General features: G+C 43.9%; 16 protein-coding genes and 1 pseudogene. 5 read left to right on the top strand and 12 right to left on the bottom strand.

Features of this window, described 5'->3' with window-relative positions; translation table 11 throughout:
- From JKM87_RS00170 to JKM87_RS00140, 7 genes are all read right to left on the bottom strand, one after another.
- A complete protein-coding gene (locus tag JKM87_RS00170; RefSeq protein ID WP_202076561.1) occupies positions 1–1113 on the bottom strand; it encodes a prenyltransferase/squalene oxidase repeat-containing protein in 1113 nt (370 codons plus the stop codon).
- Positions 1114–1177: 64 nt separating this feature from the next.
- Entirely contained in the window at positions 1178–2053 is an 876-nt protein-coding gene (locus JKM87_RS00165; RefSeq protein ID WP_202076560.1) for a carbohydrate ABC transporter permease, read from the bottom strand.
- A gap of 23 nt (positions 2054–2076) precedes the next feature.
- Positions 2077–3033 carry an ABC transporter permease gene (locus tag JKM87_RS00160; RefSeq protein WP_202076559.1) on the bottom strand — a complete coding sequence of 319 codons (957 nt, stop codon included), beginning with the start codon at positions 3031–3033 and terminating at the stop codon, positions 2077–2079.
- Between the two features lie 230 nt (positions 3034–3263).
- Positions 3264–4775: an extracellular solute-binding protein gene (locus JKM87_RS00155; protein WP_202076558.1), complete on the bottom strand. Its 1512-nt coding sequence runs from the start codon at positions 4773–4775 to the stop codon at positions 3264–3266.
- 233 nt (positions 4776–5008) lie between these two features.
- The gene (locus JKM87_RS00150; protein ID WP_202076557.1) at positions 5009–5764 is read right to left on the bottom strand and encodes an NAD-dependent epimerase/dehydratase family protein; all 756 of its coding nucleotides are present in this window, start codon (positions 5762–5764) and stop codon (positions 5009–5011) included.
- Positions 5765–5935: 171 nt separating this feature from the next.
- Complete coding sequence (locus tag JKM87_RS00145; RefSeq protein ID WP_202076556.1) at positions 5936–6703, bottom strand: YheC/YheD family protein; 768 nt, start codon at positions 6701–6703, stop codon at positions 5936–5938.
- 98 nt (positions 6704–6801) lie between these two features.
- Positions 6802–7785 (bottom strand): DUF3231 family protein, encoded by a 984-nt coding sequence (locus JKM87_RS00140; RefSeq protein WP_202076555.1) that lies wholly within the window; start codon positions 7783–7785, stop codon positions 6802–6804.
- 154 nt (positions 7786–7939) lie between these two features.
- On the opposite strand from JKM87_RS00140, the gene JKM87_RS00135 reads away from it, so the two are divergent.
- Complete coding sequence (locus tag JKM87_RS00135) at positions 7940–8092, top strand: hypothetical protein (RefSeq protein ID WP_202076554.1); 153 nt, start codon at positions 7940–7942, stop codon at positions 8090–8092.
- Between the two features lie 145 nt (positions 8093–8237).
- Here the strand turns inward: JKM87_RS00135 and JKM87_RS00130 are convergent, their stop codons facing one another.
- On the bottom strand, positions 8238–9545 hold the full coding sequence (locus tag JKM87_RS00130) for a phytoene desaturase family protein (RefSeq protein ID WP_236838530.1): 1308 nt from the start codon (positions 9543–9545) through the stop codon (positions 8238–8240).
- A 444-nt stretch (positions 9546–9989) separates the two neighbouring features.
- Positions 9990–10130: pseudogene (locus JKM87_RS17990) on the bottom strand (TetR/AcrR family transcriptional regulator); the annotation flags it as partial.
- Between the two features lie 231 nt (positions 10131–10361).
- Here JKM87_RS17990 and JKM87_RS00125 point away from each other — a divergent pair.
- Entirely contained in the window at positions 10362–10574 is a 213-nt protein-coding gene (locus tag JKM87_RS00125; protein ID WP_202076549.1) for a hypothetical protein, read from the top strand.
- A 115-nt stretch (positions 10575–10689) separates the two neighbouring features.
- Here JKM87_RS00125 and JKM87_RS00120 read toward each other — a convergent pair whose 3' ends face one another.
- Positions 10690–11232, bottom strand: a complete 543-nt coding sequence (locus tag JKM87_RS00120; protein WP_202076547.1) for a hypothetical protein — start codon at positions 11230–11232, stop codon at positions 10690–10692.
- Between the two features lie 327 nt (positions 11233–11559).
- Between JKM87_RS00120 and JKM87_RS00115 the strand changes: the two genes are divergently transcribed.
- Both JKM87_RS00115 and JKM87_RS00110 read left to right on the top strand, forming a co-directional pair.
- On the top strand, positions 11560–11712 hold the full coding sequence (locus tag JKM87_RS00115; RefSeq protein ID WP_202076545.1) for a hypothetical protein: 153 nt from the start codon (positions 11560–11562) through the stop codon (positions 11710–11712).
- On the top strand, positions 11712–13226 hold the full coding sequence (locus JKM87_RS00110) for a sodium/proline symporter (RefSeq protein WP_202076543.1): 1515 nt from the start codon (positions 11712–11714) through the stop codon (positions 13224–13226). The genes JKM87_RS00115 and JKM87_RS00110 overlap by 1 nt, the downstream gene beginning before the upstream one ends.
- 160 nt (positions 13227–13386) lie before the next feature.
- Here the strand turns inward: JKM87_RS00110 and JKM87_RS00105 are convergent, their stop codons facing one another.
- Entirely contained in the window at positions 13387–15255 is a 1869-nt protein-coding gene (locus JKM87_RS00105; RefSeq protein ID WP_202076541.1) for an immunoglobulin-like domain-containing protein, read from the bottom strand.
- A gap of 103 nt (positions 15256–15358) precedes the next feature.
- Positions 15359–20185 carry a family 43 glycosylhydrolase gene (locus JKM87_RS18140; RefSeq protein WP_202076537.1) on the bottom strand — a complete coding sequence of 1609 codons (4827 nt, stop codon included), beginning with the start codon at positions 20183–20185 and terminating at the stop codon, positions 15359–15361.
- Positions 20186–20712: 527 nt separating this feature from the next.
- On the opposite strand from JKM87_RS18140, the gene JKM87_RS00095 reads away from it, so the two are divergent.
- A complete protein-coding gene (locus JKM87_RS00095; protein ID WP_202076533.1) occupies positions 20713–21069 on the top strand; it encodes a DUF3139 domain-containing protein in 357 nt (118 codons plus the stop codon).
- Positions 21070–21105 lie beyond the last annotated feature (36 nt).

Below are 21105 nucleotides of genomic sequence, written 5' to 3'. Positions count from 1 at the left end.
TCATGATAGATATTTAAAGAAATTGTCCGCACCTATTAAAGGGGTTACGGGCAAACCAGATAAGCGATAACACTGTTGTCGGATTAGAGTGGCTTGTGTACTGGCATTCATATCACCCTCATATACACCCAGACTGAGATGAACGGGTTCAGGCATGTCAGGATAGCGCTCCCCTTCTTTGACTTGAGCGACATTAGGCGCGGAGGGTGAATTTTTTATTTCCCTGGAAAAGCCACCGTCTTGTCGCTTTAGTTTCTGCATATTTTGATAAGTTCTCTCTAATATCTCCAGCCATTCATCAGGCGGTATGTCTACCTGTAAATAGGCAAGCAAATCAATCGGATTACGTACATAGCACATGTCCTTCGCTTCTTCCGTTCTCAAACAATGTAAGATACTTTGATAGATGCGATCTTTGTTCGGCATCGGAATTTGAAAACGGTGATAGAAGGTATGGAGCTTAAACGTCCCAGAGATCCGAACGTATAACTCACCTTCCCCCCACAATCCTGTTTCAGGGTCCTGAATGCTTTCTAGAAAGCGGATCGCTTCGGCCAGAAATGGGGCACGCTCTGTCTCGCTCATTTGGCTCATATAGGTACAAGATGTGGCTAGTAAATCACACCCTCTCCAACTGTTGCTCATGTCTATACTTTGCCACTTCTGCACATAAGAGGCAGGGGAACGAACGTAATCTGGTGCTGCATTTGCTTGCATCGGCAAGGGAAACAAAGGTTTACTCTTCAACTTTCGTAATGCCCCCAGTGCATAATTTAGGGCGCGATGTACCATCACTTCGTCTTTTTTCATGTTTGGATTCTCGTCAAAAAAATAGCCCGTTTGAGGGTCTTGCTTCTGTTGAAAGAAGTGCATCATTTTAAGACGTATATGTTCAGGCAACATTTGGTGAAGATTATTACGAACGAGTATATTAAGCGCTTGAGCGGTGGATTCAATATCGGGGGTAAACCGAGCATCATGAATCGCACTGCTAGCGTAATAAAAACCTCCCGTGGTGGCATCATACTGACCCGCAAGCCACGGTATAAAACCATCAAACACCTCATCCATTTGTCTTAATACTTGACACTGGTCTCTCGTAAATGCCTCCATGCGCTTCCCTCCATTGCTCCTTGGCCCTTTTTTAATTTCGTCACTGATCTACTCTATCAATCTATTACTCTTTCACAGATCCTAATAAAGCACCCTTGGCAAAATATTTTTGTAAGAATGGATAGACGAGTAGTACTGGTAAAGTGGCGACGACGATAACGGCCATTTTGACCGTAATCTCTGGAGGAGGCACATCTGTGAACTCATTTCCGTCATAATTCAAGCCACTCGCTAAGACGACGATCTGCCGCAGCAGTACCTGTACTGGCCACTTTGCAGGATCATTAATATAGAGTATGGCGTGCATGTACGTGTTCCAATAGGTCACAGCATAAAACAAGGATATGGTCGCTATAGCCGGTAAGGAACAGGGGATGACCACTCGAAATAAAATACCAAAGTCATTACACCCATCAATCTTAGCCGCATCTTCTAGACTATCGGGGAGGTTCTGGAAGAAGCTTTTTAAGATGATCATGTTAAAAGCATTAATTGAGACTGGAATAATCAAGGATAGTAGCGAGTCAAGGAGCCCCGTATACTTCACGACCAAGAAGGTCGGTATCATCCCACCATTAAATAACAGCGTAAACACCACGAAGAACATGAAAAATCTTCGACCGACTAAATCTTTACGAGACAAACCATAAGCGGTTAACGTTGATAAAAACATACTCCACAAGGTGCCCCCTAGGGTCACGACCACCGACACCATCAATGCCCGAAAAATGGTATCCGTAGAAAAAATATAGCGATAAGCGTCTAGACTCCATTCAGTAGGAATGAGAACGAACTTTTTATCAGCCAGTTCCGCACTTGTTGTAAATGAACTGGCAATCACGTGAATAAACGGAATGATCGTCACCAGCGCAATGAGCGTAAGCAAAAACAGGTTCGTGAAGTTAAAGATCTTACTGCCTATAGATTTATCTTCTACCATGTGATCCCTCCTCAAGGTGTAGCTTAATAGATGCCTTCTTCTCCGTTCTTTTTGGCCAGCCAATTGGCAAACATGATGAGGATTAATCCGACGATGCCTTTAAAGAAGCCCACTGCTGTACTATAGCTGAACTGTCCCTGTTTTAAGCCGGCTGTATACACATAGGTGTCAAATATTTCTGCTACTTCACGGTTAGCAGAGTTTAAGAGAAGGAAAACATGCTCAAAACCGAGTTCTAAAACATCCCCAATTTTCAAAATTAATAGAATAATAATAACGGACTTAATGGCCGGTAATGTGATATGCCATATCTGTTGAAGACGGTTAGCCCCATCAATTCTCGCCGCTTCATATAACTGTGGATTGATGGCAGCTATGGCAGCGAGATAAATAATTGTTCCCCAGCCTGCCTCACGCCATATCACTTGAGCAATGTACATTGGACGGAACCAGTCAGGATTGAGTAAAAAATTAATCTTTTCAAAGCCCAGACTCACCAGTATCTCGTTGATAATCCCCCCGTCTAGTGTGAGTATCACATAACTGATCGACACGATGATAACCCAAGACATAAAATGCGGAATGTAAATAAAAGTTTGTATCGTTCGTTTATACAATTGGTGTCTAACCTCATTAAGCATGAGGGCGATTATGATCGGGACAGGAAAGAAAAAAATCAGATTTAAAGCGAATAACATAAGCGTATTTTTAAAAATGAGCCAAAAATCATGCTCAGTAAACAAGCGCCGAAAATGTTCGAGACCGACCCATTCACTCCCCATAATCCCTGCATATGGTTTATAATCTTGGAAAGCGATAATCAGCCCATACATGGGTATATATTTGTAAATGAAAAAGTAGAGTAAGCCGGGTAAGATCATGAGGTAAATCCACTTATTTTTCTTAATTTGTCTCATTAATTCTTGACGTCTTTGGGTTTTGAAAGTCGTCTGTTTCTCAATGACTACATCATTTCTCATATCCGTCTTCCTTTCCGGGACGAAGTTGAATAGGGGGTGAAAAGACTTTTTCTGCATAAATTGTCTTTTCACCACCGGTTAGCTCGTATGTGAAGGCGGTTATAGCTCAAGTCAGATGTTTAGGAAGCTTTTGGCATTGATGTCCTTTTTGTTTGTTGTATCATTTTTGTTATTCATCTCGTTGCCTTGATTAGTGCTTTATCAGGACTATGATCTGATCTGAGCCAAACTTAATTCATCTCATTATAGGAAGCATTAAACTCTTCGATGATCTGATCGCCACCTTGTTGTCTCCAGTTTTCCACGGCTTTTTCAAAGCCTTCTTTATCAATCTGGCCGATGATAAAATTGTAAGTGGCATCACTTATGATTTGCTTCAATCTTTCTCCTCGTTCAACTAATGTTGGAGAGTCTAACGTCAACGTTGGATTATGAATTAAATAATTTTCATTGTCTTTAACCAATTCCTCAGACTTTGCCTTTGCTGAATAAGTGTGTAATCCTTCGTATCTCCCATTGGTTTCCGGCTCCCCAATTTCTAATGCTTGGAAAGGCTTAACCTCACGATCATTTTTATCTTGATCTTGTGTTGGGACCGCACCACCTTCTTGTACTTCGTAATGCTCACCTTCAATCCCCCAGTAAATAAGATTAGATACCTGCGGGTCCATGAGATGATTATAGAACGCAAGGATGTTTCTCAACTCTTCTTCTGTTTGCACAGACGATTTAGGAAATAAGACAACCGTTCCATACCCCGGAATAGCCCAAATGCCATATTCACCATGGGGGCCTTCTACGTAATTGTGCACATCATATTCAACGTCCGGATTCAGCTTGGCCGCATCGTTATACAAGCTGCCAACATCACCCATGGAACCGACGTAAACGCCTGCTGTCCCATTTTTGATCATGGCTTGTTGATCCGGTTTACTGGTGACAGGGAAATCACTATTAATGTACCCCTTCTCGTGTAAGTCTCTAAAGAATGCCAAGGTATCCATGTATTCTGAAAACATAAATTCAGGGCGTAACTCTCCGTCTTGGAATCCCCATTCATTGGGCGTCCCAAACCAGGAAGCGACTGTTTTAAAGGCCCCATAGACTAAGTCACTACGGTCCGTCAGTCCTATTGTATCGTCCCGACCATTGCCGTCAGGATCATCTTCCGTAAAGGCCTTGAGCATGTTATAGAATTCATCTATATTCGTTGGTGCAGAGAGCCCAAGATTATCCGCCCAGTCCTTACGATATATGATCCCTTGCCGTGATAATGGCCTTCCTTGATAAAGGGCATATATTTTACCATCCACAGCCGTATTTTCTAATACTTGAGGTTTTAATTTTTTCAGATTGTCATAATCATCGAGATAAGGACCTAATTCCCAAAACTGATCGTCACGGATCGCTTCTTTGAACTGTAGGAAAGTAGTGATATTTTTCATATAAACGGCTTGTGGGAATGTTCCCGTCGCAAACGCTGAATTCAACCTCTCAGCATAAGTACTGTCAGGTACCCACTGTATGTCTAGGTTTGTGTTTGTTTCTTCTTCTAATAGATTTAAGATTTTGTCCGTCGGCACTTCAGGTGTGTGCAGGTTAGCCATGATAGACAGTTCAAATGTACCCTCATTATCCCCTTCATTTTCCGCTTGATTTGAAGCGCTTTCATTTGTGCACGCAATTAAAACGAGACACAACATGGTTATGGTAACGAAAGGGAGTAACCTTGACTTTAACATTGCATCATCTCCTTTATTCATTAAAAGTTATATTTAATAGTAAGGTCATCCCTCTTATTTGTACATAATCAGTTTCTCACAATAACCCCTTCTCTCTATTGGACAAGATCGCTACAGCCACGTAATCGGCTGATAATCTAATATAATGATTATTTGTTATTTTCAGATTATTATAATTAAAATAACAACGTTTTCAACGTTGCTTTGAAAGCTTAAATGTTTCATATGAACGCTTAAGGTTGATGTTTGAGTTTGTGTTGTGCATTGGATTGAGACACATAACCTAGTGCTTCAGTCGTCTCCTTTATAGACCATGGTTTACCAGCGTTATCAGATACACCGTAATACGTACCATATGTTCTCTGAGACCTGATAGCCAGATTAAATAATTGTACCGTATCTTCCCTCGTCAGTAGCGTTCGATGTAACCTCTCATCTTGTTGGAGGGCCTTCTGTTCATCAGGAGGCACGCTTCCAATTCTGATATTGATGACAGACAAATTCTTCTGATGAGCAAAAATGTATCCAAGATTTTCTGAAGCTAATTTCAGCACACCATATAATCCTTTTGAGTAGGGATAGTCAGACACGGTAATTTCTCTATCGAGCAGAGAATGCCCCTTTTCTTCATAAACGTCAGTGACATGATTACTACTAGCAAAAATCACTTTAGGAATGTGTTTTTGTGTCGCTGCAAGCAGGATGTTATAGGAAGCTTTAAAAAAGATATCTGTCATCTGGTGAAACTTATCTTGATCTTGTATATCTGAGCTTGTCTTAATCGCTAGTAAATTAACCAACACACTCGCATCGTCCGGTATTTTCGTTATAAGGTCCGAGGGATTCATTGCGTCTACCATCACAGCATCCCCAGAAATACCCTTGATATTTTTATCCATAGTGATCATGTGAAACTGATCTTGCAATCCCTCTCTTAAAACTTGTCCCACAGTGCCAGAACCGCCTATCAGTACAACCTTTTGTTTCATTTTGCCTCGCCTCCATTTAAAAAAACCTGTTACTTTACATTGATTATTATTTAATGTGAGGCATTTAAGGGCATATCATACCCTTTCATTGACATAATTTTTATTCACACTGACAAACTGGCATTATCATAAAAAACCCCTGCAAAAACACAAGTGCAGGGGGAGACGACCTTATCTCGACCTTCTTCTTCTACTTCTAATGATCATCATAGATCTATGAATTTTCCCATATAGTGTCTGGTCAGGATGATACTTAAAAAGTTTATACCTTGGCACCGTATTGACCTCTAAAATCCAAATCTTACCTTGACGGTCAATGCCGACATCTAATCCTAACTTTCGAAAGGCTGGTGAAGCTTCGGAGAACCTTTGAGCCACTTGCAGCCCTAGTGTCTCAAGTCTTTCACTCACATCAGCCACTTCAGCTTTCGTTCTTCCATTTCTAAGTAGCGCTTGACTAAGAGTGATAGGCGAGCCCCCTTGACACTTGTTTGTTACGAACTTGTTCTTGGATGCCACCTTACCTATCACACCCATGTACTTCCATTCTTCATCTGGCCTGACCAGTATGATTCTGAAGTCTACCGGTCGATTCATCACCTTTAACAAACCGATCCCCTGCTGCACAAGATAAGTTCGTTTTTTCGCTTCTCTTTGTACAACCCGCAAAACATCTTCCTTGTTGTTATAAACCTTTTTACTCCGATTACAGTAGACACAAACGTTACCGTCCCTATGGATCAGTTTATAGATACCTCTACCACCTGTTCCCCTCTCGGGTTTCAAAAAAACAGTAGAATAATCACGTAAATAGTGTTGTAACGATGCTTTACTCAAACGATTTGTAGAAGGTAAATGTGATTTGGTCTCCATATGTGTAGAGAGGATAAGATGCTTCTTCCATTTACTTGCTAGATCTCCTCTCAGCCTTCTAACCATATATTTCTCCCCTGTCAAAACGAAATGACATTCCCTGATTTACTTTATGACTCATAACTGTTATACGGAACAAAGGAACATCAAATCGGGCGAATGTTCTAGGTCGCCCTCCCTTTTGCTAGGGGAAGTTGGTCCATGTACCCGAATTTTATGAGTAGGTTTAAACTATCTTCTTCATATTGTAACGATTCTCCCATTAAGCGCATAAAATGTACGCCTAAATTCTTCCTCTGGACAAAGGATAACGCCATGCCATAACGTCCGGAAGCGGCAGACGCGAGTAAAGACATCTTATACAACATGACGCGCTCCGAAAACGGGGAGGTCTTCAGGTCTGTGACTTCACTCTCCCATGTTGGCAATTTTGGTAGGTCGTTCTCGTCTAATAATTTTTGAAATACGTCTAAATGCTTATAATATAGATCATAGCCGCGTTGGTAATGCTTTTTAAGTTCGTTAGACTTGGTGACTTGGGCGAAGCTCATGGTCGTTGTCTTGAGCACTTCTGTCGCTCTGAAATTGTACGTGAGTTGACTCACCTCCTGTGAATTTAGAGGACGTCGATCACGCCACAGCGTACCTAAATAGCTTTGATGATGCACCTTTTCTATATGTGTAGGTATGGGAATATGCATTTCAGGATGATGGATTCCCATCTCAATCATGACTTCGGTTAATTTATCATACAGGGTGGCCGAATTCTCTACGCATCGCTTATAAAATTGACGGATATCTTGTCGAGTGGAAGTACTAAATGACAATGTGTAAACAATCTGGGCCGCCTGAGACAAGGAATGCTTCAGTAGCAATGTAAATTTATCCGTGTATATGGCAGGTGCATCAAGTTGTACGTCACCTTCATCGAACGGCTCGGGGAGAGGATGATTGACTTCTTCTAAAAATGCCTTAGACTTATGTACTTCAGAGTAGGCAATCTCTTCTGCATATTCAAGAATGGCGTGTAATTTCTCATTCTGTGCCCGTTTAGAGAGATAGCGGGTAACCCATACAGCCATGGTATTGGTCAAATAGGAGTTCCATAAATTCGACACCTCCGCTGGTGTGAGTTTTCGGATTTCCACTCTTAATTCCTCCATCCATTCATTTATCTTGTCCCTATTCTTTACTAAGGCTGCTAATAATATGCTAAACAGATTGGGTTGATAGGTTATGTTCAGGAGAGATTAGCATTTTAATTAATTATTGTATACTTAATCTTATAAAGGGGTGTGAGCTATGAGTAAACAGGATAGGAAAACCAACGTGCAGTCTCAATTCGGTCAAAGCGCAGAGCGTTATGTGATAAGCACCATACACGCTAAAGGGAAAGACTTAAAGCGACTCGTTGGGTCGGGTGTCTTCATTCATGGGAGAGTCGGTATTGATTAAAGCGGTGAAGCGGTGAGTCACTTGGGGTGGCGTCACACTAGCCAAAATGGATACTCACTGTTTTTGTCATAAAAAATTGAATATACCACTAAATCCAAACGAATCACCTCGCAATGAGGTGATTCGTTGTTTTGTATATGCACCTCTATGGTTTCTGTAATACGAGTTGACTCGCTTCAAACGCACTGGAAAAAGAGAGCTCCGATAATTGCCCCTTTCCTTCGCACCAATCCCCAGCGAAAAATAAATTACGATAGTCTGGGAACGACACTGGCATGGCTTGCTGATTCATCGTCCATTTGATCTCCTGTGCTGAAGCTCTCTTAGATATGCGAGGCACCACGAGCTGGTCCCGCCAACCAGGAAAATGTTTGTCATACAGTTGCTCAATTTTCTCCTGATACTCATTCAAAGTCTCTTTGTGACCCAAATCTTCTTCATTAAGATACGCGATGGCTTGCAGCAGTTGCCCGCCTTCTGGCACACACGTTTCATCATAGTAGGAGATATCCGTTATGAAAATCTTATTCTTTTTATCGTAAATGTAAGTGTAAGGGGTGTCTATTCTTTCCCTCAGACCAATATCATAGACGAAAACGTAGCTGGCTTTGTAGTGAGCGTAATGCTTAAGCAAATGTTCAATTCTGGTTTCGACGAATAGTTTGCTTAACTCCGCAGGTGGAATACAAAAGATAAAGCTCTCAGCTTTAAATGTGCCTTTCGGTGTTTCTACGGCGACAACTTGGTCATCCTCTGTTTGGACGTTGGTCACTTTTTCCTTGGTCTTGATATCGCCGCCATTCTCTTCTATCACTCTCATAAACTCATTGATTAGTGCCTGCCAACCACCCTCGATATAAGCGACGGGCTTATTAGTGGAGAAAAGACGATTATAATAGTTGAAAAAGACGTCGGAAGGAATCTTACCCGGTTCTTTGGTGAAGAAATTAGAAGAGGCGAGCGTGAGCATCATATCTTGCACTTCTGCATCAAGCGCCATATCATCCATCCACTTTTTAATTGAGATATGCGGATGTCCTTTTTCTCTGCCTATAAGGGTCTTAAAAATTTCATAGGTGAATTTAACTTTGCTCGCACTTTTCATCGCTTTGGTGCGGAACAAGCCAAGAACATTAGCGGGAACGTCGGTCAACGATGAACCAAGATCATATTTGGCTTTATTCGGATTAAAATCTCGCCAACCTATGTTGATGCCTAATTCTTCTTCAAACAAGTGTAAGGTAGAGGAATCACGGCCGTATATGGCATGGGCTCCAAAGTTAAAGTTAAAATCTTTGATGTTTAAGGTGATTGCCCTGCCTCCTATATTCCCTCTTTCTAAGACGAGGACTTTCTTCCCTTTCTTTGCTAAAAGCGCAGCCGCAGATAAACCAGCGAGACCCCCGCCCACAATGATCGTGTCGTAATCCTTCTGAATGTCATAGCGTTCCATTGTAAAAGCCTCTCCTTCTCCTGTTAAGCCATTAAAGGTGACATGCAATCTTTGGAGTAGTGTCAGTTCTAAGGGAGCATCTAGCTGATCATCAAGCCACTGTACCACGGTATAAAAATACACGCTTGCCAGTACATTCGCCGCTTGATGGGCATCTGTCTCCTCTATAAATGCTCCCGTTTCTACACCCTTTTCTATCAAATTCTGAATCCATTCTTGAATAAATGTCTGATAGAGATGTGCCTGTGAAGATGGTTGAGGATGAGTGAATCGTTTATGGAATATGAGTCGTACCGTCTCCTTCTCCCTTTCATTCATCCTGGCCAGCCATTTAAATAAAAGAATTAATGCGTGTTCGGCAGGTGTCTCTTGACTGATCTCCACCCTCAACCGCTCTCCCATACTGGACACCTTCTGTTCACACAAATACGAGATGATAGAGTCCTTGGTCGGAAAATGATTGAAAAAGGTGCCTTTGGCCACCCCTGCTTTTTTTGTAATTTGGTCTAACGTGGTCGCTTCAAAGCCTTGAGAGAGAAACAACGCCATGGAAGCGTGATAGATTTTGTCCTTGGTTGTCGTCATTTTGGATTATAATCCCCCTTACAAACACATAATGACCGAAGTTCAAATATGTACTATGGTCATTATATGACACTTTTGAAGCGTTTGCAAAACTTATAGTGTGCATAAACTTGATCTTTTTCATGGAAATTTTTTAAACATGTTTATAACGCTTCAAATAGAAGTGAAGACTATAGTCCGTAGACTATATAGTCATTCCCTTTACAATGATTGTAAAGGAGGCTGATAGATATGGGTGAAGGCATGTCAAATGAGACTCAACTTTTTGCTAGGAAATGCCACCACAAGTTAGAGATTGCAGAAATAAAAGTGATGCTTCTTTACGTTGTATATGGTTTGTTAGAGGATCAAGCCTATACTCGAGAAGAAGCTACGAAAGAGCTTTTTGAGGTTATTAAGCGTTTAGAAGAAGAGGAACAATGCGTTGAACATGCTATACCCTAGCGTACTGGTCGTACTGTTTAGCAGTCAAGAAAACCCGACTACAATCATCGTAGTCGGGTAAGTTTGTTACAGTTATACCATTATCGCTTTCCTCGTGTTCCTCGTTACTATTAATCTAAGACTGCACATGTAACGCCAAATGATAACCGTCTAATAATAGATTCCCACCGTCATCTTGTTTAAAATGATAGGCTTGGTGATCGGAGGCCCCTAATCGGTTAATGAAACCAGCATTATCTTCATAGCTTATTTGATTCTTAATGGTTACGTATACCTTGATGTTATTTTCGTCTTTGTCATGTACGAGCCCGTTAATGTAATAGTGATCAATGTCAGATTCGATATAAGACACTTCCTCTAACGGTACGTGTCCATGTAAATCTTTATATTCATTTTGTTTTAGCTGTTCGGTGGCTGTTTCATAAATGTAATCAAATTCTCTTTTCCCATCCGTTACCTCGTTAAAGGATGCTAACACTCTCGGTAACACCGTATCGATATGAGGGATGTCCGTTAAGAGTTCGGATTCATCTTCAAGAAACGTTTTTTCTCCATCCTCAATGGTATAGTATTCAGTATCTGAAGTCGCTTGTGTGGTTGTGGTAGAGCATCCTGCAAGTAACGTTATACTCAAAATCACAAGTAGAGGATATCTCATGTCATACACTCCAATCTAGCTGTATTGATGTCAATTTTGTAGAAGCAGTTGAAGCAGATACCGATAGTGTAGCATAACACGTGGTCCATTGAACCCTCATTCTTTTACAAGTAAATGAATTTATACGTACTTTTCACCCGTTTGTCACAAGATGAGATGACAAAAAGAACCACATGGCTAGCAAATATAGGATATCTTTTTTGAATCCGTCCTTCTGTCCTTACCATTATAACTTGCAATGGCCTTACTCTTACTGTTTGGTATGATTATGACCACTTTTTAATAGTCATATATTATACCTAATCATAAAGGGAGGTTGTTGTTTTCATGACTAGTGGCATTTTTATAGGTCTAATCGGCATACCCCTTGCCATTATAGCCTTGGCGCTCATCCTATATGTCTTGCAGGCTGGACAAGATGAAAACAAAGACAAACAAGGGACTCATGATGAGGATATTTCAGAAGGGGGTATGTCGTAATGGACGCTCATCCCTTAACAGCAATGGTGCTTGGTCTCTATTTACTTATCCTTCTTGCGATTGGTTATACGAACCGGAAAAAGAGTGCTGGGGGCCTCACTGACTTCTTCCTTGCCGGCCGAAAGCTGGGTAAATGGACGGTGGCGCTGAGTGCCGTTAGTTCGGGACGCAGTGGTTGGCTGGTTTTAGGCGTCACAGGAATCGCTTATGCTGAAGGTTTCCAAGCCGTTTGGGCTTTGGCGGGGTTTATTACCGTGGAAGTATTTATGTTTTTTTACGCTGCTCGGCGGTTCCGCAAATATAGTGCGTTAACAGGTAGTATTACGATTCCAGATATGCTTGAGGCACGGTTTCAAGATCAGACAAACATCCTACGGGTGGTCAGCTCTCTTATTATTATATTCTTCATGATCGCTTATGTCGGGAGCCAAGTTGTGGCTGGGGGTACAGCCTTCTCTTCTAGCTTAGGCTTAACGACGTCGGGCGGAATGTTACTAACTGCTGCTATCATCCTCATTTATACGATGCTCGGTGGTTTTCACGCTGTCAGTAAGACAGATATTTTACAAATCTTTTTCATGCTACTCTCTGTGGTCATTCTCCCTCTTATCGCGATTATCAAGCTAGGTGGTTTTGGACCGATCCTAGAGGCGATGCACCAGCAAGGCGGAGGGTTTGTTGATCCGTTCGCCTTCAGCTTCGGAGTGGCTCTCAGTCTAGTGGGGGTCGGTTTTGGTAGTCCAGGGAACCCCCATATTATTGTGCGTTATATGTCTCTTAAAAGTTTGAAAGACATGCGCCAAGCGGCCTTAATCGGGTCAATCTGGAATGTGGTGATCGGTTGGGGTGCCATTATGGTCGGCTTAGCTGGTCGCGCTTACTTTCCGGACATCTCTATGCTCCCCGATGGTAACAGAGAAGCCATATTCACAACCCTAGGAGCTGAACTGATGCCACCGATTTTTATGGGCGTGTTACTGGTGGCCATCCTAGCTGCGATTATGTCCTCCGCAGACAGCCAGCTTCTGGTCGGCTCTAGTTCTGTGGTACGGGATATTTACGACAAATTAATTGGTAAAGGCAAAGTTATACCACAAAAGACATTGGTCTTATATAGTCGGCTTTCTATCCTGCTCATCATGGGGCTAGCGATCTTACTCGCTTTTTCCGCTCAGGAGTTCGTCTTCTGGATGGTCCTTTTCGCTTGGGGTGGCTTGGGCGCGTGTTTCGGTCCAGCGTTACTCTTATCTCTATACTGGAAACGCGTGACGAAAGCCGGTGTGTTAAGTGGAATGATGATCGGGCTAATCACAGTCATATTAGTGAAGGAACAGCCAGTGTGGACGTACATGTTCCTACCAGATGTTCAGCAGATGTTCAGTCAGATTCTATTCGGCATTACGTATGAGGCTGTGCCTGGGTTCCTGATGTCACTACTCGTGACGGTTGTGGTTAGCTTATTCACTAAGAAACCCGACCACGCTGATCAAACGCTAGAACAGCTGGGCCAGTAGGTTATAAGGGATAAGTTAAAAAGCCACTTCTGAACCTCGATTAAAGGATTTCAGAAGTGGCTTTTGCAATGATATGTTAGAACAAATATTTGTTCTAACAAGCTTTCCTTCTTATAATTCTACAGCATCGCCCACATACGTTGGAGCCTAAACCATACCGTTACGCTTCATCAGACCACTCGTGAACTAGGGCGTCTATGCGATCGCTCAGTGTTTCTGCGACCGCTTCTGTGATAGATGCCTCTTTGGCTCTTGCTATATGCTCTAAGCTTTTCTGTAAATGATGTACCGCCTGATCTGTATGTTCTCTGTGCCAATGATGCCCCGCTTGTCTGAGGCTGTTAGACAGTTGTGAAGCGAGTGGGCCTTGTATATCGCCATTGTTCACGTATTGCTGCACCTGTTCCTGAAGCTCCTCGATGCTCACTTGACGATCAGTCGTCACGGTCACAACAGCCACATCCATGTAGCCGCCATCGACTGTGGTAGCTGAAACAATCGCACTCCCCTCTTGGTGTCCCGTCAACATCCCAGCCTCATCAACACTCACAATCGAATCATCGCTGCTTGACCATAACACTTGCTGTTGATCAGCATCCTCTGGTGTGATGGTCGCTTCAAGCCCGGCTTGTTCCCCTTGCGTCAAATGCACGTTATGCTGATTCAGCCGAATACTTGTCACACGGTCTTCATCATCTGCTGGGGCGACCTCTCTCGGCACAGTGTTTAGTAACGCTTCGTGTTCAGCTTTTGTAATCGGAAGCACGGTACCATGACGAGGGGAGGAAGGCAGGTCGTAATGCTCCGAAAGTGTCCACTGGCCTGAATCTAAGTCTGTTGTTTCAAACGGTAAGTAACCACGACCGCCAAATTCATCGATAAAAAGGTACCATTTTTCTTCTGTGTTGGATTTGAACATCGTTGGTCCTTCTCCCTGACTGATCGTTCCACGGCCTATACCTTCCTTAATCATCTCAAAGTGTGGATCAAATATGGACTCCCCCACCTCTTGGAAGACGAATTTGCCATTCGGTGTCGTAGGCGTATTCGCTCTCTCATCCTTGGTTATGCGATATATCTTACCATCATGTTCGATCATTGTCGTGTCAATTACAGAGTAACCATAGTCCATGTACACCTCTGGCTCTGAAAAAGTATGGAAATCTCTCGTTGTGGTGTGCATGATGCGCTGATATGAATGGCCACTTTGACGCTGCTCTTCATTTTCGTAGAGCTTGGAGGCCCAGAAAATCACATACTGTCCACCTTCTTCATCGTAGAAGATCTCAGGTGCCCAGGTGTTCCCAGCTTCAGGAGGAGAGACGACAACCCGTCTTTGTTCGGACCAGTGAACAAGGTCCGTTGATTCCCAGACCATGATGGCACGACTGCCTGCGGTCTGGGCTCGATGCCAGTCCCAGTTGCCATATATTTTAAGATCTGTCGCGATCATGTAGAACCGATCGCCTTCGGGGGAACGAATGATAAAGGGATCTCTCAACCCCTCCTCACCGAGATGTGATGTGATCACTGGCTCGTCCTGATTTAAGGTTTGCCAATGTAGGGGATCGTTTCCCTCACTGAGAGCAAAATAAATCTGCTCTCCATGCGCATGACCCTCCCCGATAAAATAGGAAAAGACATACCCTTCGTATCCCTCTTCTTCGGGACTTTCTCTGACGGTGGCGAGGAAAGATTTCGTCATCGTTTCTTCATTCAACGTGAGCGTCGCCGTTAAGCGTACTTGTGTATCCCCTTCACCATGGGCTGGACGCGTCACCTCACCTGTTGATGTTATCACGTCGGGGTCTTCGGATCTCCAGGTGATATGAGCGCCATACTTACCCTCCGTCGGTAAGGTCAGATGACCGCGCACGTCATGGATGTTGTATACTGTTAGTGCTTCAGCTGCTTCTAGTAGCAAGCTTAAATCCTCTGGCATGCTCATCACCTCTTCTGGGACAGCAATCGTGACACAAAGACCTAAAGTCAGGACGAACACGATACACAGCATGAGTGATCTGTTCATTTTTTCCTCAACCTCCTTTTTTGATCGACTTACTGATCTGATTTATACACTCATAGCCACTTTATAGCCACTCTTATAGCCTTGTGTTCCCTTAATCTTCAGTCTAGTCCTGTCTCGTTTTAAGCTTTAGGATCGTGACTGCATTTGCTGGAAAGTCGTATTCAAATGCTCTACTTAACCCTGTGATAGGGTGCGTCTGTGGCGTGATAAGCTCAGGTTGTTCAAAGCTGTTTTCATCCTGCTTAGATTCAGCTTGAAGCACAGTGGCCGTTCCGACAGGATGAATGTCGTCTACCTGTTCTAACTTCACTTGGGTACGTTGATTCTCTTCGGAAGCGTTTACAACCTTGAGGATGATGTCCCCCGTTTCTTGATCATAGCTAGTCACAGTGTACATATCTGCAATCGGCTCCTCTACGACGTCATGGATCAATTCGCCATCGAGATAGCAGCGAATCCGTTGCCCCGATACTTCAATCTCTATATCATACCACTGATCAGGGTTAATCTGATGAGTGGTCGCTTGTCCGACGATCGATTTTGTACCGTTTACGGACTTCTCAATTGCGGTTTGGGTATTGTTCCATCCCCCTAGATTCCACCAGTAATAGTCGTCCGTGCCTTGGACACCAAAGCCGATCAACATGCCTTCAGTCCCACTCGTTTTTCTCGCTCTCACAGATATCGTATAATCGTGCCACTCTTGCTCCCCTACCTGTACTCTGGCATCCTCAGTGATATCTAATTGCTGTAGCACACCGTCTTCAACCTGCCAATTTCCGTTATAGACCTCCCACTCGGAGGAAAAATCAGTGAAATCGTCAGAGAAAAGTGTTTCCCCATCACTCTTCACCTGAATATGGTCATACTCAACGGCTGTATTCCATGACCCGAGTAAAACAGCACCGGAGATAGGATCTGGCTCGACTTCATTCTCTGTCAATGTAGTGGGTAGTACGATATCACCTGTGTTGGTACTGAACATCTGTTGGACATAGTAGTTAGGGGTTCCGTACACGTCAGTGTTATTAAACCAGATCATGTTCGGTGCCCACTGGTTATAGTGCTCTTTGGCCAGTAGTGGGGCATAAGCGGCCATCTGCACAACATCAGCATTACGCTCAAAGCCTGTCATAAAGGCCGCTTCAGCCAACGCACTTTCCATATTGTTTGCGATGTTGCTGGTATGGGCAGCATACTCCCCGATAAACACGTTGGGCCCATTGCGGTCGTAGTCATCATACCTCGTCGCTTGACGGTAAAACCATTCGGGCGACTGGTACATATGCTCATCGACCATATCCGCCTCAGCCGGCGTACCATCTAACCACTCCCATGTGTCATGGAAACAGTGATCATCGGGAGACCATCCGGCAGAAACCACCAGCTCAATATCTGGGTACGCCTGCTTAATGGCGTCATAAAAACGAACGTAGCGCTCATGGTAGTCAGGTCCACATACTTCATTTCCAATTGCTAGATATTTCAAGTCAAACGGCTCAGGATGACCCGCTTCAGCACGCTTCGCTCCCCACTCACTCGTTGCCGGACCATTGGCGTACTCTATGAGATCTAGCGCGTCTTGGATATACGGATCGAGGTCTTCAACTGGGACCATCTCTGGATCTGATGTACAGGATGTAATTCCAGCGTAAACAACGGGTAAGGGCTCTGCTCCAATATCCTTTGCGAACTGAAAGTACTCAAAATACCCCAGCCCGTACGACTGATTATAATGGGGCACCTGATTATTTCGCCAGAAGTTCACATTCATCGGTCGTTCGGCGACATCCCCGATCGTATCTTTCCAGTTATAATAGTGTTCAAGACCACCCCCTTCAACGATACATCCCCCTGGGAACCTGAAAAATTGAGGTTGAAGGTCAGCGAGCATTTGGGCCAAGTCCTGGCGCATGCCGTTCGGACGATTCTGCCACGTTTCTTCAGGAAAAAGGGAGACCATGTCTACATCGAGTGTACCTGCTGCGGACGTCGTCACCGTTAGCTGGGCATTGGCGTCCGTTACTTGCGCTCTGATGGTTGCTTCAAGCTTTTTCCAGTCAGACGTGATGCCCTCTAGTTCAGCTTGGCCATAGACCTCACCATCCGTACTTTCCAAGCTCACAGTTATCTTGTCTTGCGTGTGATCAGGGGTACGAACATAGACGGAGAAAAGGTAGTTTTCATTTTTCTCGATGGGAATGCCGTCAAAACCGCTATTCACAATCCCTACCCCCTTACCGGGATTGTCCACACTGAGTTGGAGGTAATGCGGGTTATGCTCATTGAGAGGCATTTCCGTTTCAATCCTTGTGCTCCCGCTACCCTCACCTCTTGTGAGCGTAGACCAAGCCCACATCGCATCGTCAAACTCAAAAGACCGATTCTGGACAAGCTCGGCGTAAAGACCGCCGTCAGCTGCGTAGTTAATGTCCTCATAGAACAAACCGTACAGGGTAGGACTGATCTGACGCGATTGATCGGAGCCATCGATATTGATCGTGTAATGGACATCTTGCCCTTCCTCCGGTGTCTCTGCTGAGAGGCGCTCAATCAGTGCGTCAATCCCGTCCCGTAAGCTCTCATACGCTTCATCGGATACGTTCTTAGGATAACCCCGTTCTAGCATCCGCTTCGCATCCTCTAACTGCTTCAACGCTTGTGACTCATGTCCCATACTCTCTTGACGCTCGGCATTGTTTAATTTTGCTGCTAAGGACTGTGCCACCCCCCGACTGATCTCTCCTCCATCTGTATAGTGCTGGAGTGTATGGTGAAGATCGGCAAAAGCAAAATCGTCTCCTTCAGCCACGGTGACTTCCGCTTGCACCTTCAGCGACGTATCTAGCGTATGACCTGGCACACCTAGGTTTGGTGAGCCGTCTGGATTCCAATAGATCGGCTGTACACGTGTATGCCGGTTCGGATCATAGAGGGGTTCACCCTCAATCTCTTCATAGGACCGCGCATGATAGACAAGCAGATCCGTTTCACCGTCCTCCGCTATTGTAAAACTATTATGTCCTGGCCCATATTCGCTCGTGTCTTGATCGCTAGTGAAGATCGGGTAGGGAAGCTTGTCCCACGAATCTGGGTCGAGTAGGTCACTATCTGCAGAGGCTGCTAACAAACCGATACTGTAATTGGCGTCTGTGGCACTCGCAGAAAAGGTCATGAACAGCTTCCCGTCACGTTTAATAACGTATGGCCCTTCATTCACCCTATGCCCTTGAATCTCCCAATCATACTCCGGTCTTGTGATCAGCACTTGTTCTCCTGAGATGGTCCATGGATTTTCCATTTCAGCAATGTAGACGTTGGAGTCGTCACCGTCCTTCTGCGCCCAAGCCATATACAACTGCCCCTGATGCTCAAATGTCGTCGCATCTAGTGAAAAGCTTTCAAAGTTGTACGCCACCTTGCCTTTTTCAACCCACTCTCCTTCTAACGGATTTTCCGCCGTATTCTCCAGGGCATACTGACGTATCGCCCATCTGTCCTCTGCCGTTCCCGCTGCGAAGTAGATATACCATTTATCATTGATGTAGTGGAGCTCTGGGGCCCATATGTGATTACCCATCTCCCCCTCGTCGTGCTTGGTCCAAATGACTTTTTCCTCCGCATCCTTCAGCCCTTCTATGGTTTGCGCCCGACGTAGGACGATACGATCATACTCAGGGACTGAAGCGGTAAAGTAATAGTAGCCGTCCGTATGCTTATAGATGAGCGGGTCCGCTCTTTGCTCAATTAAAGGATTCGTATACGCCAGTGGTTGAAGCGTGCCTTCTACCGTGAATGATCCCGATTCAGCTAATTGTTGCTCATCTATGTCCTCCCAGGCGACGTCAATCTGTTGTGTCTCACCATTCGTTAGTAGCACGTCCACCTGTTCAGGTAACTCAGGTTGAACCCCTTGTTCAGTGGTCACCTGAACGTCAGGCACATCTCTTATCTCTACTGGTTTATACTTGAATCGCAACTTGGCAGTGAGATCCGTTCCCTCAACGTTACCCTCGTAAACTTTGAAACTATCAATGTTGTCGAGGTCGATGTCCTCCCAAGTGACCTCTAGAGCCACCCTCATCCCATTGTTATAGACCGCTTCAACTTCAGAAGGTAAAGTCGGCACCTCATCACCGTGAATGGCTAATAGGATTGGCTCAATCTCCGTGATTTCAGGCTCCACGCCTGTGAGTGCTGAAATCTCATCTGGACTTAACGCTCTATCATACACACGGAAGTCCGCCATTTGCCCATCAAAATAAGGGTCAGCTTCAAACTGAGACTTGCCCAGATAGGTGTGCGGATGCTCCCCGATATCATCCACCGTTACGGTGAGATTATCGTTTCGTTGAACCTCCACTCCGTTAATCAATAATCTTCCCACATCACCTTGCTTGACCACGATCACCTGTTGCCATTCATCCTCTGTTAACGGTGTGTGGTGTTGGATGTTCTGTTCTTCTTGCCACCCTCCCGTGGACATCCCGAAACGAACCCCTTCACCCGAATCCGGTGTCAAAAACATATAAGCGCTTTCATTTTTGCCAAAATCAAATATTCTAGAAAACACAGAAGAGGTACGCACATTGACCCAGGTTGACACTGTAAAATCGTTAACGTCCTGTAATATATCCTCTGGCAACTGCACGTATGCGTCCTGACCGTCTAAATCTACGGCGCCCTGACCATCATAGCCCTCTGCTGTGATGCTGGCGCTCCCTTGTAAAGTTGCGTCGTGACCGTTACCGGACACATCTTCAACCGTCGCCCCATTAGACTCATCGAACGTATATCTTAATATCAGATCTTCGGCTGCTACTATATCCTCAGAAGAACTCGTCTCTGCTACCCCCATCGTCGGCACCATCCCTAGAACCAGGGATAACATCATGATCATCGCCATGCTTCTCCTACGTGATTCCTTCATCTCAGCTCTCCCTCCACAAATAGAATCTCATTTTAGCCATCAGTCACTCATTATTTCACAAAAGTTGTACTTATAACTTAGCCACTTCTACCTCCCTCACCCCCTCTTGTCATTACAAATTCATCCTTTTTTCTGAAAATCCTGCCTTTATTTGTTAAAATTTTTGCAATATTTAGCATTTATAGCTCATGAATTGGAAACGCCAACTTCATTTGTACGGACATATGACCGGAATGAGAATTGGAAATCTTCTCATTTTTACTTTAGGGCCTTCATTCCAATCCTCTCAGTCCGCATTTTTTTAATGTACTATAGTTAATTTTTAACTTTATAGAAATTCATTAACTATTGAGATTCTTTCTCCCCTAAGTGTTTGATATAATGAACTAAGCCATTGCTAACCTTTCATCCCCATATCAAAGGGTATGGTAATGTGGGGGATTTAGCGAGGCTTTTTCTGTAAAGCAAAGCATTACAAAGTAACGGGTAGTTAAGAAGCAGTAGACATTTGAACAAGGGGGTATTAGATGAGGAATAAAAAGAGGATTATATTAATTGTTATTGTCACTTTTGTCACTATTATGATAATCGCGCCCTTTTTGTTTATTGAGTATCAACATTACAATATAGAGAAGAAAGTAACAGCTCACTTGTTGGATGATAAAGATTATAACCAAGAAGAATTTGAAATCACAAAAACCACCATAGGAAAACTTCCACTCTACTCAGCTAATGTCGTCTTTAAAGACGAACCAGAGATCATTTACATATATAAAGTGGGGTCTGAGCTAGTATTCCAGATTGATGTAGCTACAGTTGATAATAATACACATCCAGATGAAATTGACAGTGAATTTAAACATGAAGACGAATCTATATACTAAATAAACTTAAACGCCCTATAGAAATTCTATAAGGCG

The organism is Caldalkalibacillus salinus (assembly GCF_016745835.1).
GTDB classification, from domain to species: domain Bacteria; phylum Bacillota; class Bacilli; order Caldalkalibacillales; family JCM-10596; genus Caldalkalibacillus_A; species Caldalkalibacillus_A salinus.
This window is presented reverse-complemented; position numbering and strand designations above follow the sequence as displayed.

Bases quoted from the DNA above. Each gene is read 5' to 3' on its own strand.
- JKM87_RS00170 (WP_202076561.1), bottom strand. From the start codon at position 1,113: ATGGAGGCATTTACGAGAGACCAGTGTCAAGTATTAAGACAAATGGAT.
- JKM87_RS00165 (WP_202076560.1), bottom strand. From the start codon at position 2,053: ATGGTAGAAGATAAATCTATAGGCAGTAAGATCTTTAACTTCACGAAC.
- JKM87_RS00160 (WP_202076559.1), bottom strand. From the start codon at position 3,033: ATGAGAAATGATGTAGTCATTGAGAAACAGACGACTTTCAAAACCCAA.
- JKM87_RS00155 (WP_202076558.1), bottom strand. From the start codon at position 4,775: ATGTTAAAGTCAAGGTTACTCCCTTTCGTTACCATAACCATGTTGTGT.
- JKM87_RS00150 (WP_202076557.1), bottom strand. From the start codon at position 5,764: ATGAAACAAAAGGTTGTACTGATAGGCGGTTCTGGCACTGTGGGACAA.
- JKM87_RS00145 (WP_202076556.1), bottom strand. From the start codon at position 6,703: ATGGTTAGAAGGCTGAGAGGAGATCTAGCAAGTAAATGGAAGAAGCAT.
- JKM87_RS00135 (WP_202076554.1), top strand. From the start codon at position 7,940: ATGAGTAAACAGGATAGGAAAACCAACGTGCAGTCTCAATTCGGTCAA.
- JKM87_RS00130 (WP_236838530.1), bottom strand. From the start codon at position 9,545: ATGGAACGCTATGACATTCAGAAGGATTACGACACGATCATTGTGGGC.
- JKM87_RS00125 (WP_202076549.1), top strand. From the start codon at position 10,362: ATGGGTGAAGGCATGTCAAATGAGACTCAACTTTTTGCTAGGAAATGC.
- JKM87_RS00120 (WP_202076547.1), bottom strand. From the start codon at position 11,232: ATGAGATATCCTCTACTTGTGATTTTGAGTATAACGTTACTTGCAGGA.
- JKM87_RS00115 (WP_202076545.1), top strand. From the start codon at position 11,560: ATGACTAGTGGCATTTTTATAGGTCTAATCGGCATACCCCTTGCCATT.
- JKM87_RS00110 (WP_202076543.1), top strand. From the start codon at position 11,712: ATGGACGCTCATCCCTTAACAGCAATGGTGCTTGGTCTCTATTTACTT.
- JKM87_RS00105 (WP_202076541.1), bottom strand. From the start codon at position 15,255: ATGAACAGATCACTCATGCTGTGTATCGTGTTCGTCCTGACTTTAGGT.
- JKM87_RS18140 (WP_202076537.1), bottom strand. From the start codon at position 20,185: ATGAAGGAATCACGTAGGAGAAGCATGGCGATGATCATGATGTTATCC.
- JKM87_RS00095 (WP_202076533.1), top strand. From the start codon at position 20,713: ATGAGGAATAAAAAGAGGATTATATTAATTGTTATTGTCACTTTTGTC.